Source organism: Arthrobacter sp. 3Tela_A (assembly GCF_049311025.1).
Classification (GTDB): domain Bacteria; phylum Actinomycetota; class Actinomycetes; order Actinomycetales; family Micrococcaceae; genus Arthrobacter_B.
Window position 1 is genome coordinate 48,707 of sequence record NZ_JAXIOM010000006.1, and the last position, 26,407, is coordinate 75,113.

Here is a 26,407-nt window from a genome sequence, read left to right on the forward strand (position 1 = left end):
GCAGCACTCCTTCAGCGCCGGGCAGCCACCCGGGAAAGATCCGCTGCGCCGATGAGTCCGGCTGCCGGCCCCAGAGCGGCTTTCTCGATCCGGGCTTCCGGCCGGAAGCCGCGGCCCGTGAGGTTGCGGGAGTAGGCACGCCGGGCCGGCTCCAGGAGCAGTTCGCCGGCGTCGCTGAGTCCGCCGCCAATCACGAACATCCCCGGATCAAGTGCCGCAGCAAGGTTGGACAATCCCAGGCCCAGCCACTCGCCCACCTCGCCGACCAGTTCAATGGCGGTGCGGTCCCCTTCAAGGGCCAGCCGGGTAACCACGGCTCCGGTGATATCCGGAATGTTCCCCTGGACGCTCCGCAGGATCTCCTGGGCCACGGGCGAGTTCGCTGCCGCGAGCTCGCGGGCTTCGCGCCCCAGTGCATTGCCGGAGGCATACTGTTCCCAGCAACCGCGGTTGCCGCACTCGCAGCGCTGGCCCTGCGGCATGATGATCTGGTGCCCGAACTCGCCGGCCACCCCAAAGCGCCCGCGTTCCAGACGGCCGTCCATGATCATGGCACCGCCGATCCCGGTGCCGAGGGTAATGCAGACAAGCCTGCTCTCTCCCCTGCCTGCTCCGAAGCGCCATTCCGCCCAGGCAGCGCCGTCGGCGTCGTTCGCCAGATACACGCGGCGGCGCAGCAGCCGCTCCAGGTTCTCCTGCAGCGGCTCGTTGCGCCAGGCCAGATGGGGGCTGAACAACACCGTGCTGCCGGCAAGGTCCATCCACCCGGCAGCGCCGATGCCCACGGACCACACGTGCTTGTGCGCGGAGAGTTCGCGGACCAGTTCCACAATCACGTTTTCAACTTCGCGGGGGTCCTGGCCCGGAGTGGACCGGCGGAGGACTTCGAGCACCCGGCCGCTGGCGTCCACCAGTCCGGCGGCTACCTTGGTGCCTCCAATGTCGATCCCGATCGCCAGGCCGCGCCGGCGCATCGGAGAGGAAAGCCTCACCGGCCGCCGCGGGCGCAGCGGATCTGCGGGACGGCGGGACCACCGCGCGGCAGGCGAAAGGGGGACGGGAGCTGGGTTAGGGGAAGGCATCAAAGACCCATTCTAGGCAAAGGGCAACCCCCGGACACGCAAGAGTTATGCATTCGAAAGTTACCGGCCAGTATAAAATGTGATCTAGGTTATAGGCTAAGGGGCAACCCGCCGTCCAAACAGATATCAAAGGAGCTATCGTGCGCGAATACAGCGTTCCAGTCCTGGTGGAATCCGCACCTGAGACGAACACTACGGATCTGCTTCTGGAACAGGCAGCCAAGCCGTCCAATCCGGCCCTCTTCGCCGTGCGCTCATCCGGTGATACCTGGCAGAACATCTCCGCCACCGAATTCCTTGCTGATGTCTCCCGTATTGCCAAAGGCCTGATCGCCAGCGGAATCGGACAGGGCGACCGAGTGGGCATCATGGCCCGCACCCGCTACGAATGGACGCTGGTTGACTTCGCCATCTGGTTCGCCGGAGCCGTCTCGGTGCCGGTGTACGAGACTTCCTCCCCCGCCCAGGTCGCCTGGATCCTTGGCGACTCGGAGGCCGTGGGCATCGTCGTTGAGGCAGCCCGCCACGAAAACGTGGTCCGCCAGGCCGGCGCGGACGAGGACCTCTCCGCAGTGAAAAACGTGTGGCAGATGGACGGCGGTGGACTGGACCAGCTCCGTGAGGCCGGAGTATCCGTGTCCGATGAAGAACTTGAAGCCCGCCGGTCCTCGGCGAACCTGGCCGACACGGCGACGATCATTTACACCTCCGGGACCACCGGAAAGCCCAAGGGCTGCGAGCTGACCCACGGTAACTTCGTCAACCTCTCCCGTAACTCCACGGCAGCGCTGCCCGAGGTTGCCAAGGAGGGTGCCCAGACCATCATGTTCCTGCCGCTGGCACACGTCTTCGCCCGGTTCATCTCGGTCCTGGCCGTCGCTGCCGGCTCCACTGTGGCCCACACCCCGGACGTGAAGAACCTCCTTCCGGACCTGCAGAGCTACAAGCCCACCTTCCTGCTGGTGGTCCCCCGTGTCTTTGAGAAGGTCTACAACTCCTCCATGCTCAAGGCCGAAGACGGCGGCAAGGGCAAAATCTTCCACGCCGGCGCCAAGACTGCCATCGAGTACTCGAAGGCCAGCGAAGCCGGCAAGGTGCCGCTGGGCCTGAAGCTGCGCCACGCGCTCTTCGACAAGCTGCTCTACTCCAAGATCCGCACCGCCATGGGCGGCCGGGTGCAGTACGCAATTTCGGGCGGCGCCCCGCTGGGCGACCGGCTGGGACACTTCTTCCACGGAATCGGCGTCATGGTCCTGGAAGGCTATGGCCTCACCGAAACCACCGCACCGATCAGTGTGAACACCCCGCAGCTGATCAAGATCGGCACCGTCGGCGCACCGCTGCCGGGCAACGCGGTCAAGATCGCGGATGACGGCGAAATCCTCACCAAGGGCATCAGCGTGATGAAGGGCTACTTCAAGCGCCCGGACCTCACCGAGGAGAACTTCTCCGACGGCTGGTTCCGCACCGGCGACATCGGCCAGCTGGATTCCGACGGCTTCCTGAAGATCACCGGCCGCAAGAAGGAAATCATCGTGACGGCCAGCGGCAAGAACGTCATCCCGGCGATGCTGGAGGACTCCATCCGTGCGGATGCGATCGTCTCCCAGTGCGTCGTCGTCGGCGACCAGCGTCCGTTCATCTCGGCGCTGATCACCATCGATGAGGAAGCACTCCCCGGCTGGCTGGAACGCCACGGTATGCCCGCGACCACGACGGTTGCCCAGGCTGCCCAGTCCCAGCAGCTTCAGGAAGAGCTCCAGGCGCTGGTGGACCGCGCCAACAAGGCCGTGTCCCAGGCCGAAGCCATCAAGGTGTTCCGCGTGGTCACCACGGACTTCACCGAATCCAGCGGCCATCTCACGCCGTCCCTGAAGATCAAGCGCGCCCAGGTGCTCAAGGACTTCTCCGACGTGGTTGAGGACATCTATTCAGGCCAGAAGGTCTAACCTTCCCGGCCAGCCGACAGGCAAAAGAGGCGGGAGCCCTGGATCGTTTCCGGGGTTCCCGCCTCTTTTGCGTTCACGCGCTCTAGGGACGAAGCTGCGTGTCCTGGGGATCGGCGCCCAGGGACAGCAGGGCGTTCTCCACTACTTCGGTGAGTGCCGGGTGGATCCAGTACTGGCCCCGTGCCATCGTGTTGGCATCGAGTCCGAAGGCCATCGCCTGGATCAGGGGCTGGATCAGCATGGACGCCTCATGGCCCATGATGTGCGCGCCGAGCAGCTGGCCGGTGGCCTTGTCAGCAAGCAGCTTCACGAATCCGGTGCTGTCCTCCATGGCCCAGCCGTACGCCGTCGAGCCGTATTCCTGGACCGCCATGGCGAGTTCGACGCCGTTGGCCAGGGCGTAGTCGCGGGCCTGGGCTTCGGTCAGGCCGACGGAGGCGATCTGCGGGTGGCTGAATACCGCTGAGGGCACAAACCGGTGGGAAGAAGTCTGCAGCTCATCGGGGTGAACCAGGTTGTGGGCCACCGTGCGTGCTTCGAGGTTTGCCACGTGCTTGAGCTGGTCGGCACCGCTTACATCGCCCAGTGCCCAGAGGCCGGGAACGGGCTTTCCGCCGCTGAGCACCCGCTGGTATTCGTCCACGGCCAGACGGCCGTCAGGTTCGACGTCCAGCCCTGCGGCGGCCGGGTCCAGACGGTCCGTGTTCGGAACCCTGCCGGTGGCCACCAGGACGAGGTCGATGTCGAGCTCCGAGGGACCCGCCGGACCGTTCAGGACCGCACGGACGGACCCGTCAGTGTTCTCGGCCAGGGACTGCACCTGCGTGTTCAGGCGGACATCCCACTGTTCCGAAGCCGCCGCGGTGAAGCGTTCGGAGACGGTTTCGTCCTGTGCCCGCAGCAGGGCCCCGGAGCGCACGGCCATAGTCACCTTGGACCCGAAGGCTGAGAACACAAAGCCAAACTCCGCAGCGATGTAGCCGCCGCCGAGGATCAGGACACGGCCGGGAAGGTCATCCACGCGCATGACGGTGTCCGAGGTATGCACCTGGGGCAGGCCGATCCCCGGGATGTCCGGCAGCACGGGGCGGGAACCTGCAGCGACCACAATCTGGTCAGCGGTGATCTCCTTGCCGGAGGCCGTCTCAAGGCGGTGCGGGGAGGTGAAGCGGACGTATTCGCTGTAGAGCGTCACATTCTCCAGCTCTTCGGCACGGTAGCGCCGCCCGCCTTCGGAGATGGCATCGATCCGGCCGAAAATCCGGTCCCGGATCTCCCGCCAGCGTACTTTCTCCACCCGCTGGTCGACTCCCAGCGGCCCGGCCTCGGCGGCCGACGCTGCCAGCTGGGCCGGATAGACAAACATCTTGGTGGGGATGCAGCCAACGTTCAGGCAGGTCCCTCCGAAGGTTCCGCCGTCAATAACGGCCACCTTGCGGTCATCCCAGTCGGGGGTAATAAGGGAATTGCCGGAGCCGGAGCCGATGATGGCGAGATCGTAATGAGTCACTCTGCCAGTCTATCGGCGCCGGCCCCCAGCCTATTCAGTCTTTGCGCCGGCTTACGCCGGCTCGATGACCACCAGCAGGTCGCCGCCGTCCACCTGCTGCACGCCGCTGACAGCCAGGCGCTTGACCGTGCCGGCCACCGGTGCCGTGATGGAGGCTTCCATCTTCATGGCTTCAATCGTGGCCACCGTCTCTCCGGCACCGACCTGTGCGCCTTCCTCGACGGTGACGGTGACGGCACCGGCGAAGGGGGCAGCAACGTGTCCGGGCTGTGCGGGATCGGCACGCTCGGCAACCTTGGCATCGGTGGTGACGCTGCGGTCGCGCACCATGACCGGACGCATCTGTCCGTTCAGGGTGGTCATGACGGTGCGCATGCCCTTTTCGTCAGGCTCCGAGACTGCTTCCAGGGTGGCGATCAGCCGGACACCCTTTTCCAGTTCCACCACGTGCTCCACGCCCGGGCGCAGTCCGAACAGGTAGTCACGGGTGTCCAGGACGGAAAGGTCGCCGTAGGTTTCCCGGGTGGTGGCGAACTCGCGGGCCGGGCCGGCGAACAGCAGCCGGTTCAGCGTTTCGCGGCGGGTGGCGGAGTCCCCGCGCAGTCCCTGTTCGTCGACGTCTGTCAGCTCCACGTGGCGGGGCTTGGGCTTGCGGCCCTGCAGCGCCTTGGTGCGGAACGGTTCCGGCCAGCCGCCGGGCGGGTCGCCGAGCTCGCCGCTGAGGAACCCGATCACGGAATCAGGGATGTCATAGTTCTGCGGGTTCTCTTCGAAGTCATCCGGTGCCACGTTGCTGCCTACAAGCTGCAGCGCCAGGTCTCCGACCACCTTGGAGGACGGCGTGACCTTCACCAGGCGGCCCAGTATCCGGTCCGCTGCGGTGTACATGTCCTCGATTGCCTCGAAGCGCTCCCCCAGGCCCAGCGCGATGGCCTGCTGGCGCAGGTTGGAGAGCTGGCCGCCGGGAATCTCGTGCCGGTAGACACGCCCGGTGGGGCCGGCAAGGCCGGACTCAAAGGGCGCGTAGACGCGGCGGACGGCTTCCCAGTACGGTTCGAGCGAGCTGACGGCGGCCAGGTCCAGGCCGGTGTCCCGCTCGGTGTGGGCAAGTGCTGCCACCAGTGACGACGCCGAGGGCTGGCTGGTGGTACCGGCCAGGGTTGCGCTGGCCACGTCCACTGCATCCACGCCCGCTTCCGCGGCTGCGAGCAGCGTTGCGAGCTGGCCGCCGGCGGTGTCATGGGTGTGCAGGTGCACCGGCAGGTCGAAGCGTTCGCGCAGCGCTGCGACCAGCTTGGCGGCAGCGGCGGGACGCAGCAGGCCTGCCATGTCCTTGATGGCCAGGATGTGCGCCCCGGCGTCGACCATCTTCTGGGCGAGGTCCAGGTAGTAGTCCAGGGTGTAGAGCTTCTCCTGCGGATCAAGCATGTCCGCGGTGTAGCAAAGTGCCACCTCTGCGACGGCCGTACCGGTGCGGCGGACCGCTTCGATGGCCGGGGCCATCTGGCTGACGTCGTTCAGGGCGTCGAAGATACGGAAGATATCGACGCCGGCGGCTGCGGCCTCTTCAACAAAGGCGTCAGTGACTTCCGTGGGGTAGGGCGTGTAACCCACCGTGTTGCGGCCGCGGAGCAGCATCTGGATGCACACGTTCGGCAGTGCCTGGCGAAGCGCGTCCAGCCGTTCCCAGGGGTCCTCACCCAGGAAACGCAGTGCGACGTCGTAGGTGGCGCCGCCCCAGGCTTCCACGGAGAGCAGCTCCGGTGTCAGGGCAGCAACCGCCGGAGCAGCGCCCACCAGGTCGCGGGTACGCACGCGGGTCGCCAGCAGGGACTGGTGTGCGTCGCGGAAGGTGGTGTCCGTGACGGCCAGTGCCTGCTGGGCCCGCAGCGCAGCAGCGAACTTCTCGGGGCCGAGTTCCTGGAGCCGCTGGCGGGATCCGGGCTTGGGCTCGGGAAGGTCCGTGGGCAGCTTCTCCCTCGGGTCGATGTGGGCAGGCAGCTCGCCGTTGGGCTTGTGGACCGTGACGTCCGCCAGCCAGCTCAGCAGCTTGGTACCGCGGTCAGCCGGGCCGCGGGCGTTCAGCAGTTCCGGACGTTCCTCAATGAAGGAGGTCGCGACGTCGCCCGCCACAAAATCGGGATCCTCCAGGACCGCCTGCAGGAAGGAGATGTTGCTGGAGACACCCCGGATGCGGAACTCCGCCAGTGCGCGCCGTGCGCGGTTGACGGCGGCAGGGTAGTTGCGGCCGCGGCAGGTGAGCTTGACCAGCATGGAGTCGAAGTGCGGGCTGATGTCCGCGCCGGCGTAGACGGTGCCGCCGTCCAGGCGCACGCCTGCGCCGCCGGCGGAACGGTAGGCACTGATCTTTCCAACGTCGGGGCGGAAGCCGTTGGCGGGGTCTTCGGTGGTGATCCGGCACTGCAGGGCAGCTCCGCGGATCTGCAGTTCGTCCTGAACCAGTCCCAGGTCGGCCAGATTCTCGCCTGCGGCAATCCGCATCTGTGACTGGACCAGGTCAACGTCGGTGATTTCTTCGGTCACGGTGTGCTCAACCTGGATACGCGGGTTCATTTCGATGAACACGTGCTGACCGGCGCGCTCGCCTACTGTGTCCACGAGGAACTCCACGGTTCCGGCGTTGACGTAGTTCAGGGACTTGGCGAACGTGACGGCGTCGCGGTAGAGCGCCTGGCGGATGTTCTCATCCAGGTTCGGCGCCGGGGCGATCTCGATGACCTTCTGGTGCCGCCGCTGCAGGGAACAGTCACGCTCGAACAGGTGGATGACGTTGCCCTCATTGTCGGCCAGGATCTGCACCTCAATGTGACGGGGACGCAGCACTGCCTGCTCCAGGAAGACCGTGGGGTCGCCGAAAGCGGTGTCTGCTTCGCGCATGGCGGCCTTCAGCGCTTCGGGCAGGTCGCGTGCGGTGTCCACACGCCGCATTCCGCGTCCGCCGCCGCCGGCGACGGCCTTCACGAAGATGGGGAAGCCGATTTCCTCGGCCTCGGCCAGCAGCTCATCCGCGTCGGCGCTGGGCGCCGTCGAGCGCAGCACGGGGATACCGGCTTCCCGGGCAGCGTTCAGTGCATGGACCTTGTGGCCGGCGAGTTCCAGGATGTCGGCGTCCGGGCCGATGAACGTGATGCCGGCTTCCTTGGCAGCGCGTGCCAGCTGCGGGTTCTCGGAAAGGAAACCGTAGCCCGGGTAAATCGCGTCGGCGCCGGATTCCCTTGCCACGCGGATGATTTCCTCCACGTCCAGGTAAGCGCGGACCGGGTGCCCTTCGCTTCCGATCAGGTAGGCCTCGTCAGCCTTCTGCCGGTGGATGGAGTTGCGGTCCTCGTGCGGAAAGACGGCGACTGTCTTGGCGCCTAGTTCGTAGGCGGCGCGAAAAGCGCGGATGGCAATTTCGCCGCGGTTGGCTACCAGGATCTTCGAGAACATTACACTCCTGCATCGTTGCGTGGTGGAACGGACCGTGTGGCTCGGTTTTCAGTCTGGGTATGGCCTGCATAAACAGCAAGCGTACGTAAGACAGATCACACCGAGCATAATTCAGGGTCCGGCGCTGATGCGCAAACTCCCACTTGCCGGGACCGTCGGGTTGCGTCACATAGAATGATTACGGTTCCCTGGCACGGACCCGGCGCCCGTGATCCCCCGACACGTTAGGTATTGGTTCAACAAGTGCAAGTAGTGAGCATCAGCAGCCTGAAGGGCGGCGTCGGCAAGACTTCGGTGACGCTTGGTCTGGCATCAGCCGCTCTGGCTGCCGGCATCCCTACCCTCGTAGTGGATCTGGATCCGCATGCCGATGCCACCACGGGCCTGGCGGTCTCCCCCGGGGACAATCTGGGCATCGGAGACATGCTGCGCAGCGCCCGGCGCGCCGATCTGGCCGCCAATGTGGTCCCCAGCGGCTGGGTTGAGACGGCCCGCAAGCAGCCCGGCAGTGATCCGCTTCGCCGTCCGGTGCTCGACGTCGCCATGGGGTCGGCCTACTCCGGCATTTACGACCGCCCCGATCTGGGCAAGCGGGACCTGCGCCGGCTGTCCACCCTGCTGGGCAAGGTCAGCGGCTACGGCCTGGTGCTGATTGACTGCCCGCCGTCGCTGAACGGGCTGACCCGGATGGCGTGGAGCGCCAGCAACCGGGTGCTGCTGGTCGCCGAGCCGGGTCTTTTCTCCGTTGCCGGCACCGAACGCACCATGCGTGCACTGGACCTGTTCCGCCAGGAGTTCGCACCCAACCTTGCACCGGCCGGCATCGTGGCCAACCGGGTCCGCCCCACCTCGAACGAACACACGTTCCGGCTGGCCGAGATGAAGCAGATGTTCGGTGACCTTTTGATGGAGCCGAACATTGCCGAGCACGCCAACTGGCAGCAGATTCAGGGCGCAGCACACTCCGTGCACCACTGGCCGGGCGATTCGGCGAAGCAGGCCGCCGGCTCCTTTGATGCCCTGCTGAAGAACCTGGTGCAGACCGGCAGCGTGCGTAACCGTGGAATGCGCCGTCCAGCCGGCTAGGACTTCGGAAAAGCGAAAGGCCGCATCCCCGGAAGGGGAAGCGGCCTTTCGCTTAAGTCTGTGTGGAGCCTAGCTGATCTTACGTGCTGCGCGGCGGCGGCTGAGCTCATCCTCCGGGTAGGAGTGGTCATCTGCGTGCTCGCTCGGGAGCTGGGCAAGGCTGCCTTCAACCTCGCGCCATACGCGGCCGACGGCGATGCCGAACACACCCTGTCCGCCCTGAACAAGGTCAATGACCTCATCAGCGGAAGTGCATTCGTACACGCTGGCGCCGTCGCTCATCAGGGTGATCTGGGCGAGGTCCTCAACACCGCGTTCGCGCAGGTGCTCCACGGCGGTGCGGATCTGCTGCAGCGAGACTCCGGTGTCCAGGAGACGCTTGACGACCTTCAGGACGAGGATGTCCCGGAAACTGTACAGGCGCTGTGTGCCGGAACCCGAGGCGCCGCGGACGGCGGGCTCCACCAGTCCGGTGCGGGCCCAGTAGTCGAGCTGGCGGTAGGTGATCCCGGCAGCCTTGCAGGCAGTGGGACCCCGGTAGCCTGCGTCTTCATCCAGGACGGGCAGGTCTTCGGTGAACAGCAGTCCCTGGGCACTTGGCGGCAGAACCTTTCCGGGTGCTACGGCGCGGTGTTCGCCGGCATCGCCTTTCGGACTCACTGTTCCTCCTAGTAACGGTCCCCGCGAAGTCTGTAGCCGCCCGGCTGCCGGTGAGGGTGGAACCGTCAGCGTGTGCCTGAACATGGTTCCTGCCGGCACGTATGCAGGCGGTCTCACTAGTGTGTCTCCGGTAACCGATTGGCGCAATGGGAACTCTATGCTTCGACGTTAGATCCGTGCGCAGGCAAGGTCAAAGATGCGGCCGGTTTTTTTGGAGCGTGTCGAATCCGTCAGCGCTCAAAATCCTCGGGCTCAACGTCGGCGAGGAACTCCCGGAACTGACGCAGTTCCTGCTCTGCGTTCTCTGCCTCGTCTTCATCGTCCTCGGCGTCCGACTCCGTGATGCGGACACCTGCGTCTTCCAGGACGGTCTCGGCGCACATGATCGGGCACGGCACACGCAGCGCGACCGCGATCGCGTCGGAGGCCCGTGAGCCCACCCGGGTGCCGTCGTCGAATACCAGTTCCGCGTGGAAGACGGTGTCTTCCACGGAAACCAGGCGGACTTCGGTGACCCGGCGGCCCAGGGCCTTGATGACGCTGACCATCAGGTCATGGGTCATGGGACGCGGCGGAACGATCCCCTGCTGAACGAAGGCGATGGCACTGGCTTCCGGGGCGCCGATCCAGATCGGCAGGTGCCGCTCCCCCTCGGCTTCCTTGAGCAGGACCAGGGGCTGATTGGAGGGCAGTTCGATCCGAACTCCCACCACTTCGACTTCCTGCATCTGCGTCAGCTCTCCATCCGGGCTATTTGTCCGTGGACCAGGGCACTGTGCAGGCTGAGGCAGAGGTCGCTGATCTCCCGGGCAGTTTCGGCAGCCCGTGCCTGCGAGGCAACGTCCCGTCGTGAGGCAACGGGTGCAATGGCCCGTTCCACCAGTCCAATTTCCCGGTCCGCTGCCGCCCGGAAGGGCCGCAGGTGCCGCGGTTCAATGCCGTGGGCTTCGAGCTGGCGGCAGGCCTTGGCGACCTTCAGGGCGTGTTCATCATACTGCTGGGCGGGTGCACTGATAAGACCGAAGCTGATGAGGCTGCGGACCAGCTCCGCAGAAGCACCGGACTCCGCGACCAGTTCATCGAAGGAAAGCAGGCGTGCCCGGGAGCGGGCAGCCAGTTCCTCCGCCAGCTGGTCGGAGACGGCGCGAGGCGCCAGGCTGATGCCGCCGGGCAGGGATTCGGGGCGTTCTCCCCGGTCCACTGCGTCAAGGTAGTCCTTGATGACCTTCAGCGGCAGGTACTGGTCGCGCTGCAGTGCCAGGACGAACCGCAGCCGCTCAACGTCCTGCGAGGTGTACTTCCGGTAGCCGGCAGCGGTGCGCTGCGGCGAGACCAGGCCCTTTTCCTCCAGGAACCTGATCTTGGAGGCGCTGATGCCTGGAAACTCGGTGCTCAGGTCCGCCAGGACCTGCCCGATGTTCAGTACCCGCGGGCGCGAACGCTCCGCGGCAGAGCCGATGGCCCGCCGCGCAGCATCTGGTCCTGGCATCCGCGTCCGCCTTTAAGCCGTGCCGGCAGCCGGACGGGCAGCGTAGAAGGTGAGCCGGAACTTGCCAATCTGCACTTCGTTGCCGGTGCGCAGCAGCAGGTTGTCGACGCGGTCGTTGTTGACGTAGGTTCCGTTGAGGCTCATTGAATCCACCACGCGGAACCCCTCGGGGGTGCGGCGGAACTCAACGTGCTTGCGGGAGACGGTGACGTCATCCAGGAAGACATCCGCGTTGGGGTGGCGCCCGGCCGTGGTCACGTCCTGGTCCAGCAGGAAACGTGCCCCGGAGTTCGGGCCGGAGTGCGCGATCAGCAGGGCAGAACCGGCCGGCAGCGCCGCGACGGCGGCGCGCTCGTCAGCGCTGAGCTTCGGCTCGATGGACGCGGCATCAGAGATAGGCGGAAGGCTGATCGACGTCGTGTCCTCCGCACTGAAGCCACGCTGATCATCCGCTTGTGCGGCGTTGTATTCCTCGCCCGCCATGGTGTTTCCTCCCCAAAAAGAACCGGCCATGCCGCCATTGCGGCGGCTGGCCATGTGTACACTCGCTTACCGTTCGTGCCTTACCGGCTGTCTTAGCCTACCTGCTATGGGGCGTCTGCGGCACAGGGGATTTCCGCCCAGCCATGCGCTGTACCCACCGGACTCCCCGTTACCCGCCAAAGGCGGCTGACTTGGGCCGATCATGGATCCGGGGAACGGCGAGGCGCGCTACTGCGCCGGCTCGTTGGCCGGGACGCTGTGCTGCCTGCCGCGGTTGGCTGTCTTCCCCGCCCGGTGGCGGGCCCGCCTGGCAGGGCCGACGGCGGGAGTCGCACTGAAGCGACCCGAAAGTCGATTCAGGCACCACTTCAAACCGGGAGGCACCGGCCTACGTTTTGGGCATGGACGCTACGCTCAGCTCCCTGCACCATTCCCGCCGGACGCACTGCACCGCACTACGGCGCATCCTGACGGCAGCGATACTGGCCCTCTTTGCCGTCTCCGGGTGTGTACCGGCCACGGAGCCCATGGAACAGACCAGGTTTCCCTTCGACCGCCGGTTGCCCATTCCGCCGCTCGCGGAGTCAAAGGTAGTCGACGGCACCCGGGTGTTCCAGCTGGATGCCCGGGAGGGCTCCAGCGAGCTCATCCCAGGAGCGCGGACCCCAACATGGGGGTTCAACGGCGATGTTCTGGGACCCACGCTCCGTGCTGAGGAAGGCGAGCAGGTCGCCGTCGAGGTCCGGAACTCCCTGGCCGAACCAACCACCGTGCACTGGCACGGAATGCATCTGCCCGCCGTCATGGACGGGGGTCCGCACCAGCCCGTGCCGCCCGGAGAGTCGTGGCGGCCGGAATGGCGGATCGACCAGCAGGCAGCAACGCTCTGGTACCACCCGCATCCGCATGGCCAGACGGAAAAGCACGTCTACCGCGGGCTGGCCGGAATGTTCATTCTCGACGATGCGCGGTCCCGGCAGCTGGAACTGCCCAAGGACTACGGAAAGGACGATATTCCCGTCATCGTCCAGGACAAGCGCTTCGACAGCGGGGCGGACTAATCGAGGATTCCCAGGGAAACGAGCTGGGGCTGCTTGGCACCACCGTCCTGGCCAACGGCGTCGCCGGAGCGGTACAGGAGGTGGCACTGAGCTTGTGCGCCTGCGGCTGCTCAACGGTTCAACTGCCCGCACCTATGACTTTGGTTTCGACGACGACAGGCGCTTCGACCAGATTGCCACCGACGGCGGCCTGCTCCCTGCACCGCTTGAGACCACCCGGGTGCGGCTCTCCCCCGGCGAGCGCGCCGAGATCGTCGTTCCCATGGTCCCGGGCGAGGAGACCATGCTGGCGTCCTTCCCGCCCGACCTCGGCGATGTCCTGGTGCCCTCCGCCTTCGGTGCCCGCGACCGGTTCGATGTCCTGTTGCTGCGCGCTGCGGACCAGCTCCAGGCATCACCTCCACTGCCCGGGCACCTGGGCGATGACGCAGCGGGGCCGGTTGCCTCCGAGGCCACCGCCACCCGCAGCTTTGAGGTCCAGGACCGGCAGATCAACGGACGCAGCATGGATATGGACCGGATCGACGCCTCCCCGGAACTCGGCAGTACGGAGATCTGGGAGGTCACCAACACCCATGGTGTTCCGCACAACTGGCACGTGCACGACGTCCAGTTCCAGGTGCTGGACATCGACGGCGCCGCCCCTCCACCGGAACTGCGGGGACGCAAGGACACCGTGTATCTGGAGCCGAACCGCACCTACCGGCTCATCATGCGGTTCGAGGACTATGCCGATTCAGACTCCCCGTACATGTTCCACTGCCATCTCCTGCTCCATGAGGATCAGGGTTTGATGGGACAGTTCGCCGTCAAGGGCCCGGAACCCGGTGGTGCTGGGCAGGATGAGGGCGGCAGCCAGGGCGCACCTCCGGGCGGCATCGAAGAGCGCCCAAAAACCGGGGTCCCGGAAAGCGGGCACCGCCACTGAATGGCGGGGAGCCCCGGGGACCACAAGGCGGATCAGTGCTGACGGCCCGCAAGCTGTTCCAGGTGATGGTCCAATACTGCGGACAGGCGTGCGGAAGTGGCACTGGCAGGACGCATGGCCGCGTGGAGTGCCAGCCCATCAATCAGGGCAAACAGACGTTCTGATTCGAGCTGCAGCTCAGCCTGGCTGCCGCCGGGAAGCACTGCTGACACCCACCGGGCGCACGCTTCCCGGAGCCGGTCGTAGGCTTCGTCACGCAATGAGCCAAGCGGAGAATCCACCATCGCGCGCGCCATAAAGGCCACCCAGACCTCGTTCTCTCCCCGCCGTTCGTCATCCAGGGGCAACAGCTCCGCGAGCACCAGTTTTGCGGCCGCCAGTGGATCGCTCGGACGCTGGACAGCGGCAACCCTGCGTTCAACCTGTTCCATAACGTTGCGCATGGCAAAGATCAGCAGCTCCGCCTGGGTGCCGAAATAATGCCGCAGCGATCCGGTGGAGAGGCCGGCTTCCCGTGCCACCTCCCGGACGGAGGCGCGCTCGACGCCGTCGCGCCGGATGACCCGCCAAGCCGCCCGGGCCAGCTCCAGACGACGTTGATCCCGATCGACGACCTTAGGCATGGATCTTTTATAACACAGTCGTGCTAACGTGGTTTGTATCACAAGCGTGCTAAATCCTCGCTGAATGGAGGAGCGATGAGTTCGGGCACAGAAGAGAATTCCCCCGGCACGAAAGCCGGGACCGCAGGGTCCCCGCGGCTCGCGGCATCCGATACGGCTGACTCGACGGAAAGGAGACCCACCCGCCTTCTGCGGTCCCGGTGGTTGTGGATGGCGGCCGCAGGCTGGTTCGCAGCCAACCTGTGGGTTGCCCTAACGTCCCCGTCGAATCTGCCGTTTGACTGGCCAGCGCGTGCCGGACAGTCAAGCCTGCAGATCCTGGCCGAGGTCAACCTCGCCCTGGCACAAATCCTGCTGCTGATGGGAGTGGTGTACCTGCTGACGCGCCGCCGCCCCGACCCGCAGCTCACAGCCCGGGCACCTGAACGCCGGCAGGCGCTGCGGGAGACCCTTGGCCTGCTGAGTTACGGGCTCGCCGGCCTGGCGGGCGGGTACTTTCTGCCGGGGGCCTATGGCTGGCACCCTTTCGGCCTCCACCTCGCCGGAACCATCTTCGGAACACATGACCAGCTGGCTGTCGCAGAGGTGCTGACCTGGGCGGGATACAACCTGATGGTTTACGCCGTCATCCCACTGCTGTATTTCCGGCGCAGCTACTCCGCCACCGCCTTGGGATTGAAGTCCACGGCACCGAGGAACGATTTCCTGGTGATCATCGTGGTTCTGGCACTGGAGACCTGTTTCCAGATCTATGCACTGCAGCCAGCCAGCCTCGGCTTGCCCCTGAATCAGCTCCTGCCCGGTGCCGCCCTGACATTCGTCCTATATCTGGCCGGCGCCGTGCTCCCCGCAATGGTTTTTATCTATGCAATCCTGCTCCCCCGGCTGCTGCGCCTCACCGGTTCGGCCGTTGCCACAGTACTGCTGGGTGGGCTGACCTACGCAGGACTGCATTTATGGGACGCCTGGGCAGTCTTCACATCCCCTGAGTCCACCGTGCTCTCGGTTATTTTCCTCATCTTCACGTACCTGGGTCCGGGAATGCTGAAGAGTTTCCTGACCCTGCGGACAGGCAATGCCTGGGTTCATGTCTGGGCATACCACGCCTTCGCTCCTCACACCCTTATTGATACGCCGCACATCGTTGAGGTGTTCCGGCTGAAGTAAGCCGTCAAGTATCAGGACCGACGCAGACGCTGGCCGGCCCTGGTTCCCGCCGCAGCCCCGGGCATCAAACCCACTGGACCAGCTGGATGATCAGCCCGTTCGGGTCCCGGTACTGGGCGTAGCGCTCACCCCAGGGCTCGGTCTCCGGCGGGGTTACGACGTCGGCTCCCTCCGCTGCCAGCCGTGCATGGCGGGCGTCCAGGTCCCCGACTACCATCACCAAAAGGATTCCGTCCCGGGCGCTCCCGGCGATATCCGCCGGCTTGAAAGTAGGCAGCCCGGTGCGCAGGAACACAATATTCGGCCCGCCGTCCGGATGCTTCAGCGAAATGAACCCCTCATCCTGCATTTCGGCAAGAAAACCGAAGTTCTGCATCAGAAACGCAGCTGAGGCAGCCGGGTCGGGAACATTGAGGGAAATACCGAACCCGAGTATGCCGTCATCCACTGTTATCTCTCCTTTTCTTCCCGGCAGCCGCCGGAGCTGCTTGGTCAGTCAGTTCAGCCGGCCGGCTGCACCATGCTTGGCAGGCTCGGCGGCCCGAACCAGGTCTCCAGGGCATCCACCAGGTCCGCCTGGCTCCCCGAGGAGGGCAAGCCGTCGTCGTCGGGCTCGCTTTCCAGCCAGGCCACATGTCCGTCCGGGCGCAGCAGCAGTGACGGTGTCTGCGGCTCCCATGCGGGCTCCACGATCTGGTCCACCCGGTCTTCCCAGCCTTCCAGCAGCAGCTCGCCCGTCCGGTCCAGCAGGATGCCGCGTCCGGTATGCATCCGCTCGTAGAGTGTGCCCTGCTCCAGCCGGACGTCCCGCTGCCGGCGGCCCAGCAGGTCCGGGCCCGGCCCAAAGTCGTACCGGATGTCCAGCGCCGTGATTTTGCCGATCAAGTGCCGGTTCACGGTGTCGAACTCCATGAGTTCGGTGAGCAGCTTCCGTACCGCCTGCGGCCCGGGGTCGGTTGAGACCAGCTCTGACTGGGCCCGGGTGGTGTTCAGGACGTCGGCTGCCACCGGGTGCCGTTCGGTGAAGTAGGTGTCCAGCAGGTCTTCAGGAGCCCATCCGTTCACGGCGGCGGCAAGTTTCCAGCCCAGGTTCAGGGCGTCCTGCAGGCCGAGGTTCAACCCCTGGCCGCCAAAGGGCGGATGGACGTGCGCCGCATCCCCGGCGAGGAACACCCTGCCGGCCCGGTAGGCCTCGGCCAGCCGGGTGGCGTCCCCGAAGCGGGAGATCCACCGCGCTGAACGGGCGCCGAAGTCCGTGCCGGCGTAGGTGCGCAGCTGCTGTTTCAGTTCCTCCAGGTCCGGCGGAACGGCGCGGTCTTCGGCTACGCCGTCTGCGGGAACCACTACCCGGAAGGCACCGCCTTCTGCGGGACCGGCTCCGAAGTCCCGGTGGGTTTCGCGGACCCGGGAGGAGACGGCGGCCACGAGTTCCGGCGCGGCTGTGAGCTCGACTTCACCCAGCAGGAATTCCCGCCTGCTTGGCTCCCCCGGGAAACCGATGCCGGCCAGTGACCGGACGGTGCTTCGGCCGCCGTCGCAGCCCACCAGATACCGGGCCCGGAGCTCAGTCCCGTCTGCCAGTGTTGCCGTAACGCCGGCGGCGTCCTGTGCCAGGCCGGTAATCTCGCTGGCGCGGCGGATATCAACTCCGAGTTCCAGAGCGCGCCGGGTCAGTACGGCTTCGGTCGCCGTCTGCGGAATCCCCAGTACGTAGGGGTGCGTGGTGTCCAGTTCGGGTGCACTCCGGAGGATGCCGGCGAAAAACCCGTCCAGCGGATAGCGTGTGCCGGCAGCGGCGAACTCTCCGGCCAGTCCGCGCTGGTCCATAATCTCGATGCTGCGGGAGTGCAGGCCCAGCGCGCGGATGATGGCGTTCGGCTCCGGCTCCCGGTCCAGGACCACCACATCCACGCCGTGCAGGCGCAGCTCGCTGGCCAGGAAAATTCCAGTAGGACCGGCTCCGGCAACAATTACTTCAGGCACGGATATCCCCTCACACATACAGGCAGGTGTCATGGCGGTGCCCGGAAAGCGTACGTCCGGCCCCCGAAAATGTTGAGGGTAGCCGCCTAGGGCAACAGCTCCAGGCGCAGGATGCGGTCATCCTCCGCGCCCGGGCTGCCCCTCCCGTCCGTGTTGCTGGTCAGGACCCAGAGGCTGCCGTCCGGGGCAGCCACTGCGTCGCGCAGCCGTCCTTCGCCGGCCAGATGTTCGACGGCGCTGCCCGTCTCTTCCAGCGGCACTTCCCGCAGTCGCTCTCCACGCAGATTGGCAATGAACAGGGAGTTCCCCAGGACGGCGATGCCGCTGGGACTTGCCGCGGCGGGTTCCCACTGCTGCACGGGGTCAATGAATCCCGCCGCGTCCGCGGTTCCTTCAGCGTCCGGCCAGCCGTAGTTGCCGCCGGGTTCAATTACGTTCAGTTCGTCCCAGGTGTCCTGGCCGAATTCGCTGGCGTAGAGCGTTCCCCCGCTGTCCCAGGCGATGCCCTGCGGGTTGCGGTGCCCGTAGCTGTACACGGCTGATCCGGGGAACGGATTGTCCCCGGGGATACCGCCGTCGGGCATCAGCCGCAGGATCTTGCCGGCGAGCGATCCGGTGTCCTGGGCGCTGTCCCGGTTCCCGGCGTCGCCCGCCGTGGTGTAAAGCATCCCGTCCGGGCCGAAGGCGAGGCGGCCGCCGTTGTGCACCGGGCCGGCCGGGATGCCGGAGAGCACAGGCTGCGGCTCTCCAAGGCTGAGGGATCCCGGCGCTCCGCGCAGTTCACGGCGTTCGATCCGGTTCTCGTTCCCGGCGGTCAGGTAGCTGTAGAGGTAGCCCTCCTGCACGGCGATGCCCAGCAGACCGCCCTCACCGCGTCCCTGCGCGTCGATCAGGCCTACTTCGCGCTGGTTCCCGTCGCCGTCGAGCTCCAGGATCCGGCCCGAGTCCCGTTCACTAACCAGCGGGGTGCTAACCAGCGGGGTGCTCTCCAGGAAGGCGATGGACCACGGCGACTGGAGCCCGGTGCTTATGGTCTGGGGCTCGGAGAGCGCCGACGTGGACGCCGCCGGCTCCGGCGTCTGCGGTGCCGGGCCGTTCCCTGCGCCGCAGGCGGCGAGGGCCAGCACGGCGGCAGACGCGGCAATCGCCGGCGCTGCTCTGCGTCCGGGCCGTCGCTGCCGTCTCTGCATGGCTGTGCGCTCCTCGGGGTCGTGTGAGCCGAAACTACCAGCTCGTACCCCGCTCCTCCATGCCTGCAGGCGTCACGAATCCCAGATAGGTCCGAAGGCGGGGATGCCGCGGCGTTCAAATTCGCTGACCACACGCCCGGTAACGGCCTTGTTGGAGACGATGATGACGGCGTCGGCTCCGGATGCCCGGTAAGCCTCATAGGAGAGCTCGAAAACGTCCGGCTTGCCCTGCTCGCTGGTGTTCCAGATGACGGCTTCCGGCTGGGCCTTCTCCACCTCGTTGACCAGGCCGTCGCCGTAGGTGGCACGCGGGGTCTTGGTGACCCAGACCAGCCGGGCTCCCTGGGTGTCCGTGAGCAGATGGCCCAGTGCCGGGCCAATGCCGCTGCCGGTGGCGATGTAGAGCACGCGGTTGAAGAGGCGCTTGGCGTTGGCGACGCCGACGGTCGGGATGCCGCGGACCCAGACGTGCGGCGGCGGGTTTTCGATGAACTCGCTGGTCCAGCCGCCTGCGCGCGAAATGACCATCCGGTAGCCGCTCTCCCCCGCGGCAGCCGGAATGCAGGCAAAGGGGTGCCAGCCCAGCAGCGGGTGGCGGCTGACGGCCCGGGTGGTGCCGACGGGCGGCACAAAACCGTGCTCCAGCCGGACAATGATGGTGTGGTTCGAGGGGCGCTCGGTGGTGATGGGCACCTTCCGCAGGAGCAGCCAGGGCCAGAGCGCAAGCCCGGTGGAAACCACCAGCATCCAGAAAATCGGGGACGCCAGCAGTGCCTCGCCAAAAGTGCGTTCCGGGGTCTGCAGATGGGCCAGGATCAGCGTGTTCGCCCAGCCCAGGACCAGAACCGTCCAGGTGCCGAACCGGTGGGAGGCCTCAAAGATGTCATGGTGGCGGGTGCGGAACCCGGGTGCGGCGAGGGCACAGATGGTGAGCAGCAACAGGCAGACCGTCACGGCGATAGCCAGCGATGCGTCGTCGTACCCTGCCTCGCCGTCAGCCCAGGCGGGCGCGAGCTCGGACACGTAAACCACGTACCAGAGGGTTCCCGCAATGGCTCCGCCCACGTGCAGGCCCCCCACATGGTAGTACTGGGCCAGCCGCCAGCGCAGCCGGAGCGGCCAGGACGTGGGCGCCCTGGTGGCCAGGAAGGACAGCAGGTTCACCATCCAGTGCTGGCGCGGCAGGATCGAGAACAGGATGTTGACCTGCGAGATGGCAGCGATGACCTGCAGGCTGGAGGCGTGCGGGTGCCACCATCCGGCAGCCAGGCCCCAGCCGAAGAGAGCCGCATTGGCGATGAGTACGCCGGCGAATAGCGCCACGTAGGTCCGGAGGCGCGCGCGGCGCCGGGGAGCAGGTTCAAGGGAGTCCGTGCCGTCCGCAGGGATCAGGTCTGTATTCGTCACCTGCCCATAATGCTGGACACCGTCCAAATCGGTGCATTGTGACGCGGCCCTCAGGTATCGAGTTCCCCGACCTTGGCAGCGGCGTCGTACGCAGCTCCCCAGGACACGGTCACGCCTACGCTGCCGTGGCCGTAGCTGTGCAGGACCGGGACGGGACCGGAGGTGTCCCACTCCAGCCGGTTCGGTTATGGCTTCCGTCCGGACCGTGCCGCCCGCGCGCCTGAACGGATCTCCTGCGGGCTCGTGCACATCGCTGACATCCAGGTCCCCTGCGAGCGCTCCGGCGGACGGACCGGCGCACTGGAGATACTGCAGTGACGACGCCGGTCAGCGGGCAGGGTGGATGCCCTTAGTCAGGACTCATGCCGCCGGTGAGGTTCAGCACCGTGCCGTTCATGCTGGCCGCCCCGCCGGTGGCTGCGAAAACGGCGGCCCGTGCGACGTCCCCGAGCGTGGGCAGGGTACCGCTGGTGGTCAGGGATTCCAGGAACCGGGTGAAGTCCTCCAGCTCCATGGGCAGGTCAGGCGTATTACCGATCGTCTCCCGGATCCGGTGCGGACGCAGGCACACCGTCCGGACGCCTGCTGCTCCGGTCTCTGCAGCGAAGGTGCGGGTCAGTGCTTCGACTGCGGCGCAGGCTGCGGAGAAGCCGCCGACGCCGGCTAGGGCCAGCCTGGCCGGAGACGCAGAGAGCATCAGGATGGTCCCGCTGCCCTGCGGCACCATATAGCCGGCGGCAGCCCGTGCGGTGAGGAACTGGGTCCGCAGCCATGCGGCGGCGGGGGCAACGACGTCGTCCGCGTCCATTTCCAGCAGCGGAATGCCCTGGACCCGGGGAATCTCCACCGCATTGAACATAACGTCGATTCGTCCCGCGAGGTCTGCCACCGCATTGGTATGGGCGTCCACTTCAACCCGGTTGTACGCATCAACCCGGCTGGGGTGCGCTTCCCCGCCCAGCGCCCGGACTTTCTCCGCCGTGGCGTTCACGGAGGCCTCTCCATGCCCGGCAAGGAACAGCCGTGCTCCGCGGCGGGCGAATTCCTCAGCCACGGCCCTGCCGATCGCTCCCCCGGCCCCGTGGATGATGATGTTCAGCTGGTCTGCCGGCATTCCGGGCTCCTGTCCGTGCAGGGCGAACCGCCGGAGTTCTCCGGCCGGTTACTGAACGCTAGCAGCGCCGGTTCCCTCCGTCAGCAGGAGCCGTACCGGTTCGACGGCACGCAGCCAAACACGGGCACTTTGGCTAGCACCTGTTCGCGGTCCGGCGGCTGCGGGACAGTGGAAGGAGACCAACAGGAAGCAGGTGGAATGCCGTGGAGGTTCTGTTTCTGCACGGGGCGGGCGGATGGACCGATGATCAGCCGATCGCGGAGGAACTGCGTTCCAGGCTCCGTGTCCCGGTCGCGATGCCCCGCTTTTCGAACGAGGAGATGACTGCCGGGGCCTGGCTTGGCGGCATTGATACTGCCCTGGAGCCGCTGGGGCCGGAGACTGTCATCGTGGGGCACTCCTTCGGAGCTTCCATGGCACTGCTCCGCCTCGCAGCCTCTCCCCCGGAACCGCTGCCCCGGGGGATGGTGCTGCTGGCGACGCCGTTCTGGGGCTCGGAGGGCTGGCAGGGCGGGTATGCCCTGCCGCCTGGCTTCACGATCCCTCCGGGCCTGCCGGTGTTCCTGCACCACTGCCGCGACGACGGCACAGTGCCCTTTGAACACCTTGACCGCTTCGAGGGGCTGCTTCCCGGCGCGGTGATCCGCCGCCATGACACCGGCGGGCACCAGTTCGCGGACCGGATGGACGCGGTATGCGCTGATGTGGCAGCACTGGGTTCCTAGACCCCAACGACGAACGTGAGCGCACTCCAGATAAGGACCGTGGAGACGGTGGTCCAGATGACGATCGCCACGCCCTGCCACAGGAGCACCCACCGGCGGGAGGTACCGCCAGCCACGAGGATCGACGCCGTGAACTGAGTGGGGATGGCCAGCGGGCCGAGGATGCTTGCCCCCGGAACACCGAAGCGGAGCAGCCAGCGCTTGAAGCGGAGACGTCCCTTTGATTCCGGCTTGGCAGCACGGGCCGCGACCAGCGTTGCGGTGCCGCCCGTTGCGGCCGCTGCGGCCTCGGCCCGGGCATCCACCCGGTTGGTGACGGCGGTCCGGGCCCGGGAGGTAATAAGGACCACCAGCGCCACGCTGGCGAAGTTGCCAAGGGCGGCCGCGACAGCCGCAAGCACGGGGTTTAATCCGCCGACGACGCCGATCAGTGCACCGGCTTCGCCTTCCAGAAAAGGAACAGCGGCGGCGAGCATCAGGATGAAGGGCTGAATGAACTCAGGCACCTGGCCTAGAAGTTCCTGAAAGTTGTGGACGAGTTCCTGGGTGGGGTTCATCGAACTGGTTCCTAATCTCCTCAACGAGGGCCTGTCCCTCGGGTAGTGGAAGCAGTAGAAACTGTGTTCCCGGAACAGAGTCAACCCCCTCAGGAAAGACCGTGGGCGACGCCCTCTCCGGCACGCTCAGCGGTAAATCCGCGTGTCCGGCTTCCCATTTGTCCGGGGGACCTGCCGCAGCCCCGCCTCACGGGCCTAACCTGAAAGATCGCGGGAGGACGAGCGACTTCCCAGGAACAGGGAGCACCAGCATGTGCACAGGCATCAGGTACACGGACGGCAGCGGCAACCTTTATCTCGCACGCAACCTGGACTGGACGAGCGGTTACGGTGAACGGGTGGTGGTGACCCCCACGGGGTACTCGCCGAAGTCACCGTTTGGCGCAGTGCAGGAAATCAAGCACGCCGTTATCGGCATGGGGATTGTGGAGGAAGACATCCCGCTCTATTTCGACTGCGGCAATGACGCCGGACTGGCAGTTGCCGGACTGAACTTCCCGGGATACGCCAATTACGCACCGGATCAGGTGACCGGTGCGGTCAATGTGGCCGCGTTTGAGTTCCCGCTCTGGGTCGCGGCCCAGTTCGCCACTGTGGACGAGGTCGAGGCAGCACTGGGCAACGTCGCCATCGTGGACCGGCCCATCAATGACAAATACCCAAGTTCGCTGCTGCACTGGATCATCGGTGACGCCAGCCGGTCCATCGTGGTCGAGTACACCAGCGCGGGCATGCAGGTCTTCCACGATGATGTAGATGTCCTGGCAAACCAGCCCGGATTCAACTGGCACCACGAGAACCTGCGCAACTACCTCAACCTGTCTTCCGGCTTCCCTCAGGAAGTAGTGCTGAACCAGGCACATCTGACGCCGTTCGGCTCAGGCTCACTGATGCGCGGGATTCCCGGGGACTACTACTCGCCGTCGCGTTTTGTGCGGGCAGCCTACGTGCATGCCCACTATCCGCAGAAGACAACCGAAGCGGACAACGTCAGCCGTGCCTTCCACACGCTGCAGCAGGTGGCCATGGTGGAGGGCAGCGCGGCCATGGGCGACGGAGACTTTGAAAAGACCATCTACACCGGGCTGTTCTCTTCCAAGACCATGACCTACTACTGGAACACCTACGAGGATCCGGCGGTCCAGAGTGCGGCGCTCGCAGACCACAAACCCTCGGGACAGGACCTGGTAGTCGTCTAGCATCAGGCCTCGAACGACGCTGCCACAGCGCAGGCCGAACAGGGGGTTGACCCTGTTCCGGGAACACAGTGTTCCATGGTTCGAACCAGGGCCGCCCATCCGGGGCGGACACGGTTTGAAAGGGCCGGACATGGAACTGAAACCAGCCAGTACCCCCGTGCTGCAGCCGTTCCGGTGGTGGCAGGCGTTTTCCCGCTCACTGCTCCATCTGCGCCTTCGCGGCCCGGACGGCGTACCCCAGACGTGGTCAGTCGACATCCGGCACGGCGGCGACGCCGACGGAGAGGTGTATGCGCATCTCTACCGCGACGGCCTGCACATGGCACGGCTGAAGCCTCCCGCCGCATTTCCCATGCCGGGCGGGGCCATCCGTATTGCAGTGAGCACCTATGGTCTGCGGCAGGCCGACTACGTTACCCACGACGGCGCTGTGCGGCAGCTGGAGCCGGACGCTTCCTCCGCCGAAGGACTGCGTGCGCACCTGGACCGGACCAGGCCGGGGCTTAGCCGGCTCATCGGCGTGACCTCCGCACTGGTGCTCCTTGGAAGCCTTGCACTCGGTGTGCCGCAGCTTCTGCAGTCATTCACGGAGATCCCTCCCGTTGCGGAGAGTATCGGCACGTTTGTGAGCCCGTTTATCCTCCCCGCGTGGGCGAACACCTCGCTTTTGCTGGCGGGTGTGGCCGCCAGCACGGAGCGGGCGCTGCGGCTGCGCTATAACTGGCTGCTCGACGGAGGCCTGTTCAGCGGCGGCGACTAATGGCCCCTGAGCCCTAACGCGCCACCCGTTCAATCAGGGCTGCGGGTGATCCGTTCCTTGCCCTCCAGCACCCATGGCTCCCATCATCTGCTCCGCGATCGTGTTGGCCCGGAACAGCACATCCAGCTGGGCATCGTTGTACAGCTCCGTCAGTGCATTCCCGAAGGTCTCAACGCCGATCTGGCTTCCCCTGGGCATGTGCTCGGCAGGATTCCTCAGCCAGGGGTAGTTGACGAGGTGCTTCACGATGATTTCGGCAACCCTCTCGGCCAGCGCCTGCCGGGTCTGCTCATCGGCGTCGGCGGCCAGGTTCTCGATGTCCGGCCCCGTGTCGTCACTCTCATCCGCAGACATCTCCCGGATGTCTTCCAGAGCTTCATCATCGTAGAACCGGGTCATGATGTGGACGATTGAACGGTCACTCTCCGACAGGCGGGCAGCAACCGCTTCAAAGCCCGCAGGCACATCCGCCGGCGCCTGGTGTTCGATGATCGCTGCGATGTGGGCCCGGGCCTGGTTCAGGGCTTCAATACGCTGCTGGAGCTCGGCGTCTACCTCCCGCAGAACCTCGGGAGTTCCCCGAGCCGTGTCCGTGGCGCTGCGCAGCTGGGACAGCGGAATACCGAGGACGGCGAGCCTGCGGATGCGCAACAGGCTCACCAGGTGCCGCACCTCGTACTGCTTGTAGCCGTTGTAGCGGCGGTCCGGCTCCTCGAGAATACCCAGCCGGTGATAGTGGCGGACGGTGTTCACCGTCGTGCCCGCTAGGTCGGCCAGTTCACGCGTGCTCCACGGCATCTCAAGCTCCTTTCCGAACCCAGTCAAAGCTTACGGGTCCGCAGCGGACACTCCCTTCCGGCTGCCCTCCGCCTTACGGGCCGGATCCCTCAGGAGGTGCTCAGCGTCCGCAATGACGGGAACCAGAACACCGTCGCCGCGGTCAGGATCCGGAATGATCAGTTCCGGGTCCACGAAGTAGATCCCGAGACCGTCCCCCGCGAGCCGGCGGGCAAGTTCCAAGAGCATACGCCGTGCCACGTCATCGAGCGAGGAAACCAGGGTGAAATCCAGCACCACCCTGCTCTCATCGAAGTTCGCGCCTATGAATTCGCGGACAATTCGCTCAGCCCCGGCGAAGCGGATCCCACCTTGTGCCTGGAGAACCCGGACTGCCCCGGCTCCCCGTCCAAGAACATGGTTTGAGCGCACGACGGCACGCGCGGCGGCCGGGACCTCCATCACATGCAGGCCCATGTCCGAGGAGAACCGCTCAAACAGCGACACTCCCCGCTCACCAGTAACAGGGTTGACTCCCTGATTGGCCAGCGTCGCCGCCATTACAGCCAGGTCCCGTGCCGTGACCAATACGGAACACTGACGGATATACCCCTCAACAACGTCCCTCGGATCCCCGGTGAGGATGTTGTGGCTTCGCAGCATGTGTGCGCTGGCGAGGTTCCTGTGGGCGTTCTCCATCTCTGAGACGCAGACCGTTTCATCGACTTCCAGCCGGCGGCCGGCAAACGCCGATAGACCACGGACTACGCGGTCAACCCGTTCAGCCGGCAGCAGGTGCTCTGAGCCCAGGAGCGAGTGGGTGGTGATCGCTCCGGCGTTGATCATGGGATTCCGCGGCCGGCCGGTTTCGTTTTCAAGGGAGATCTCATTGAATGCCTCCCCTGACGGTTCGACGCCGACTTTGGCGAGCACAGCAGAGAAGCCGCGGTCTGCGAGTGCAAGCGCATAGGCAAACGGCTTGGAGATCGATTGGATGGTGAATTCGACGTCGTCATCTCCGGCGCCGTACACCTCGCCGTCGACCGTGGTGAAGACCGCACCCAGACGCTCGGGGTCCGCTCCGGCGAGTTCGGGGATGTATCCCGCGAGTTCTCCCGAGTTCTCTGCTGCCAGTTCACTGAGCGCTTCCGCCAGGTAGTCATGAACAACCGAACGCATTACCGTTCCCTCTTCTTCAACAGTGTTC

25 protein-coding genes are annotated in these 26,407 nt (G+C 65.9%); 9 read left to right on the plus strand and 16 right to left on the minus strand.

Annotated features, from left to right (window positions below; translation table 11 throughout):
• Positions 1-11: 11 nt before the first annotated feature.
• A complete protein-coding gene (locus TVC13_RS03480; protein WP_422399848.1) occupies positions 12-1,082 on the minus strand; it encodes an ROK family glucokinase in 1,071 nt (356 codons plus the stop codon).
• A 140-nt stretch (positions 1,083-1,222) separates the two neighbouring features.
• On the opposite strand from TVC13_RS03480, the gene TVC13_RS03485 reads away from it, so the two are divergent.
• The gene (locus tag TVC13_RS03485; RefSeq protein ID WP_422399849.1) at positions 1,223-3,031 is read left to right on the plus strand and encodes an AMP-dependent synthetase/ligase; all 1,809 of its coding nucleotides are present in this window, start codon (positions 1,223-1,225) and stop codon (positions 3,029-3,031) included.
• Positions 3,032-3,113: 82 nt separating this feature from the next.
• Here TVC13_RS03485 and TVC13_RS03490 read toward each other — a convergent pair whose 3' ends face one another.
• A complete protein-coding gene (locus TVC13_RS03490) occupies positions 3,114-4,541 on the minus strand; it encodes a mycothione reductase (RefSeq protein WP_422399850.1) in 1,428 nt (475 codons plus the stop codon).
• Positions 4,542-4,592: 51 nt separating this feature from the next.
• Positions 4,593-7,991: a pyruvate carboxylase gene (locus TVC13_RS03495; RefSeq protein WP_422399851.1), complete on the minus strand. Its 3,399-nt coding sequence runs from the start codon at positions 7,989-7,991 to the stop codon at positions 4,593-4,595.
• A gap of 243 nt (positions 7,992-8,234) precedes the next feature.
• Here TVC13_RS03495 and TVC13_RS03500 point away from each other — a divergent pair, with 243 nt between their 5' ends.
• Positions 8,235-9,077, plus strand: a complete 843-nt coding sequence (locus TVC13_RS03500) for a ParA family protein (RefSeq protein ID WP_422399852.1) — start codon at positions 8,235-8,237, stop codon at positions 9,075-9,077.
• Positions 9,078-9,146: 69 nt separating this feature from the next.
• On the opposite strand, the gene TVC13_RS03505 is transcribed toward TVC13_RS03500, so the two are convergent.
• The 4 genes from TVC13_RS03505 to TVC13_RS03520 form a co-directional block, all read right to left on the minus strand.
• The gene (locus TVC13_RS03505; RefSeq protein ID WP_422399853.1) at positions 9,147-9,737 is read right to left on the minus strand and encodes a MerR family transcriptional regulator; all 591 of its coding nucleotides are present in this window, start codon (positions 9,735-9,737) and stop codon (positions 9,147-9,149) included.
• Positions 9,738-9,967: 230 nt separating this feature from the next.
• Positions 9,968-10,465, minus strand: coding sequence for a bifunctional nuclease family protein (locus tag TVC13_RS03510; RefSeq protein WP_422399854.1), 498 nt, complete (start codon positions 10,463-10,465; stop codon positions 9,968-9,970).
• 5 nt (positions 10,466-10,470) lie between these two features.
• A complete protein-coding gene (locus TVC13_RS03515; RefSeq protein WP_422399855.1) occupies positions 10,471-11,226 on the minus strand; it encodes a MerR family transcriptional regulator in 756 nt (251 codons plus the stop codon).
• Positions 11,227-11,238: 12 nt separating this feature from the next.
• Positions 11,239-11,709 (minus strand): FHA domain-containing protein, encoded by a 471-nt coding sequence (locus tag TVC13_RS03520; RefSeq protein ID WP_422399856.1) that lies wholly within the window; start codon positions 11,707-11,709, stop codon positions 11,239-11,241.
• A 401-nt stretch (positions 11,710-12,110) separates the two neighbouring features.
• On the opposite strand from TVC13_RS03520, the gene TVC13_RS03525 reads away from it, so the two are divergent.
• Both TVC13_RS03525 and TVC13_RS03530 read left to right on the plus strand, forming a co-directional pair.
• On the plus strand, positions 12,111-12,770 hold the full coding sequence (locus TVC13_RS03525; protein WP_422399857.1) for a multicopper oxidase domain-containing protein: 660 nt from the start codon (positions 12,111-12,113) through the stop codon (positions 12,768-12,770).
• Between the two features lie 94 nt (positions 12,771-12,864).
• On the plus strand, positions 12,865-13,698 hold the full coding sequence (locus TVC13_RS03530) for a multicopper oxidase family protein (protein ID WP_422399858.1): 834 nt from the start codon (positions 12,865-12,867) through the stop codon (positions 13,696-13,698).
• Positions 13,699-13,730: 32 nt separating this feature from the next.
• On the opposite strand, the gene TVC13_RS03535 is transcribed toward TVC13_RS03530, so the two are convergent.
• Positions 13,731-14,321 (minus strand): TetR/AcrR family transcriptional regulator, encoded by a 591-nt coding sequence (locus TVC13_RS03535; protein ID WP_422399859.1) that lies wholly within the window; start codon positions 14,319-14,321, stop codon positions 13,731-13,733.
• Between the two features lie 210 nt (positions 14,322-14,531).
• Between TVC13_RS03535 and TVC13_RS03540 the strand changes: the two genes are divergently transcribed.
• Positions 14,532-15,488: a hypothetical protein gene (locus TVC13_RS03540; protein WP_422399901.1), complete on the plus strand. Its 957-nt coding sequence runs from the start codon at positions 14,532-14,534 to the stop codon at positions 15,486-15,488.
• Between the two features lie 64 nt (positions 15,489-15,552).
• Here the strand turns inward: TVC13_RS03540 and TVC13_RS03545 are convergent, their stop codons facing one another.
• From TVC13_RS03545 to TVC13_RS03560, 4 genes are all read right to left on the minus strand, one after another.
• Positions 15,553-15,936, minus strand: a complete 384-nt coding sequence (locus TVC13_RS03545; protein WP_422399860.1) for a VOC family protein — start codon at positions 15,934-15,936, stop codon at positions 15,553-15,555.
• Positions 15,937-15,989: 53 nt separating this feature from the next.
• Positions 15,990-17,471, minus strand: a complete 1,482-nt coding sequence (locus tag TVC13_RS03550; protein WP_422399861.1) for an FAD-dependent monooxygenase — start codon at positions 17,469-17,471, stop codon at positions 15,990-15,992.
• A gap of 86 nt (positions 17,472-17,557) precedes the next feature.
• Entirely contained in the window at positions 17,558-18,661 is a 1,104-nt protein-coding gene (locus TVC13_RS03555; protein ID WP_422399862.1) for a PQQ-dependent sugar dehydrogenase, read from the minus strand.
• A 72-nt stretch (positions 18,662-18,733) separates the two neighbouring features.
• Positions 18,734-20,068, minus strand: coding sequence for a hypothetical protein (locus TVC13_RS03560; protein ID WP_422399863.1), 1,335 nt, complete (start codon positions 20,066-20,068; stop codon positions 18,734-18,736).
• Positions 20,069-20,230: 162 nt separating this feature from the next.
• Between TVC13_RS03560 and TVC13_RS03565 the strand changes: the two genes are divergently transcribed.
• Complete coding sequence (locus TVC13_RS03565; RefSeq protein ID WP_422399864.1) at positions 20,231-20,386, plus strand: hypothetical protein; 156 nt, start codon at positions 20,231-20,233, stop codon at positions 20,384-20,386.
• A 31-nt stretch (positions 20,387-20,417) separates the two neighbouring features.
• Here the strand turns inward: TVC13_RS03565 and TVC13_RS03570 are convergent, their stop codons facing one another.
• Positions 20,418-21,182 carry an SDR family NAD(P)-dependent oxidoreductase gene (locus TVC13_RS03570; protein WP_422399865.1) on the minus strand — a complete coding sequence of 255 codons (765 nt, stop codon included), beginning with the start codon at positions 21,180-21,182 and terminating at the stop codon, positions 20,418-20,420.
• A gap of 203 nt (positions 21,183-21,385) precedes the next feature.
• On the opposite strand from TVC13_RS03570, the gene TVC13_RS03575 reads away from it, so the two are divergent.
• Positions 21,386-21,907, plus strand: a complete 522-nt coding sequence (locus TVC13_RS03575) for an alpha/beta fold hydrolase (protein ID WP_422399866.1) — start codon at positions 21,386-21,388, stop codon at positions 21,905-21,907.
• Here TVC13_RS03575 and TVC13_RS03580 read toward each other — a convergent pair.
• Positions 21,904-22,464 carry a small multidrug efflux protein gene (locus TVC13_RS03580; protein WP_422399867.1) on the minus strand — a complete coding sequence of 187 codons (561 nt, stop codon included), beginning with the start codon at positions 22,462-22,464 and terminating at the stop codon, positions 21,904-21,906. The two genes, TVC13_RS03575 and TVC13_RS03580, sit on opposite strands and share 4 nt — an antisense overlap.
• Positions 22,465-22,715: 251 nt before the next feature.
• On the opposite strand from TVC13_RS03580, the gene bsh reads away from it, so the two are divergent.
• Together bsh and TVC13_RS03590 are read left to right on the plus strand one after the other, a co-directional pair.
• On the plus strand, positions 22,716-23,663 hold the full coding sequence (bsh, locus tag TVC13_RS03585; protein WP_422399868.1) for a choloylglycine hydrolase: 948 nt from the start codon (positions 22,716-22,718) through the stop codon (positions 23,661-23,663).
• Between the two features lie 130 nt (positions 23,664-23,793).
• A complete protein-coding gene (locus TVC13_RS03590; protein WP_422399869.1) occupies positions 23,794-24,423 on the plus strand; it encodes a hypothetical protein in 630 nt (209 codons plus the stop codon).
• 33 nt (positions 24,424-24,456) lie between these two features.
• On the opposite strand, the gene TVC13_RS03595 is transcribed toward TVC13_RS03590, so the two are convergent.
• Positions 24,457-25,221: a MerR family transcriptional regulator gene (locus TVC13_RS03595; RefSeq protein ID WP_422399870.1), complete on the minus strand. Its 765-nt coding sequence runs from the start codon at positions 25,219-25,221 to the stop codon at positions 24,457-24,459.
• 30 nt (positions 25,222-25,251) lie between these two features.
• Positions 25,252-26,379, minus strand: a complete 1,128-nt coding sequence (locus tag TVC13_RS03600; protein ID WP_422399871.1) for a glutaminase — start codon at positions 26,377-26,379, stop codon at positions 25,252-25,254.
• Between the last annotated feature and the right edge of the window lie 28 nt (positions 26,380-26,407).

Coding starts and splice junctions, on each gene's coding strand:
- TVC13_RS03480 (WP_422399848.1), bottom strand. CDS start 1,082: ATGCCTTCCCCTAACCCAGCTCCCGTCCCCCTTTCGCCTGCCGCGCGG.
- TVC13_RS03495 (WP_422399851.1), bottom strand. CDS start 7,991: ATGTTCTCGAAGATCCTGGTAGCCAACCGCGGCGAAATTGCCATCCGC.
- TVC13_RS03510 (WP_422399854.1), bottom strand. CDS start 10,465: ATGCAGGAAGTCGAAGTGGTGGGAGTTCGGATCGAACTGCCCTCCAAT.
- TVC13_RS03515 (WP_422399855.1), bottom strand. CDS start 11,226: ATGCCAGGACCAGATGCTGCGCGGCGGGCCATCGGCTCTGCCGCGGAG.
- TVC13_RS03520 (WP_422399856.1), bottom strand. CDS start 11,709: ATGGCGGGCGAGGAATACAACGCCGCACAAGCGGATGATCAGCGTGGC.
- TVC13_RS03525 (WP_422399857.1), top strand. CDS start 12,111: ATGGACGCTACGCTCAGCTCCCTGCACCATTCCCGCCGGACGCACTGC.
- TVC13_RS03535 (WP_422399859.1), bottom strand. CDS start 14,321: ATGCCTAAGGTCGTCGATCGGGATCAACGTCGTCTGGAGCTGGCCCGG.
- TVC13_RS03540 (WP_422399901.1), top strand. CDS start 14,532: ATGGCGGCCGCAGGCTGGTTCGCAGCCAACCTGTGGGTTGCCCTAACG.
- TVC13_RS03555 (WP_422399862.1), bottom strand. CDS start 18,661: ATGCAGAGACGGCAGCGACGGCCCGGACGCAGAGCAGCGCCGGCGATT.
- TVC13_RS03570 (WP_422399865.1), bottom strand. CDS start 21,182: ATGCCGGCAGACCAGCTGAACATCATCATCCACGGGGCCGGGGGAGCG.
- TVC13_RS03580 (WP_422399867.1), bottom strand. CDS start 22,464: ATGAACCCCACCCAGGAACTCGTCCACAACTTTCAGGAACTTCTAGGC.
- bsh (WP_422399868.1), top strand. CDS start 22,716: ATGTGCACAGGCATCAGGTACACGGACGGCAGCGGCAACCTTTATCTC.
- TVC13_RS03590 (WP_422399869.1), top strand. CDS start 23,794: ATGGAACTGAAACCAGCCAGTACCCCCGTGCTGCAGCCGTTCCGGTGG.
- TVC13_RS03595 (WP_422399870.1), bottom strand. CDS start 25,221: ATGCCGTGGAGCACGCGTGAACTGGCCGACCTAGCGGGCACGACGGTG.
- TVC13_RS03600 (WP_422399871.1), bottom strand. CDS start 26,379: ATGCGTTCGGTTGTTCATGACTACCTGGCGGAAGCGCTCAGTGAACTG.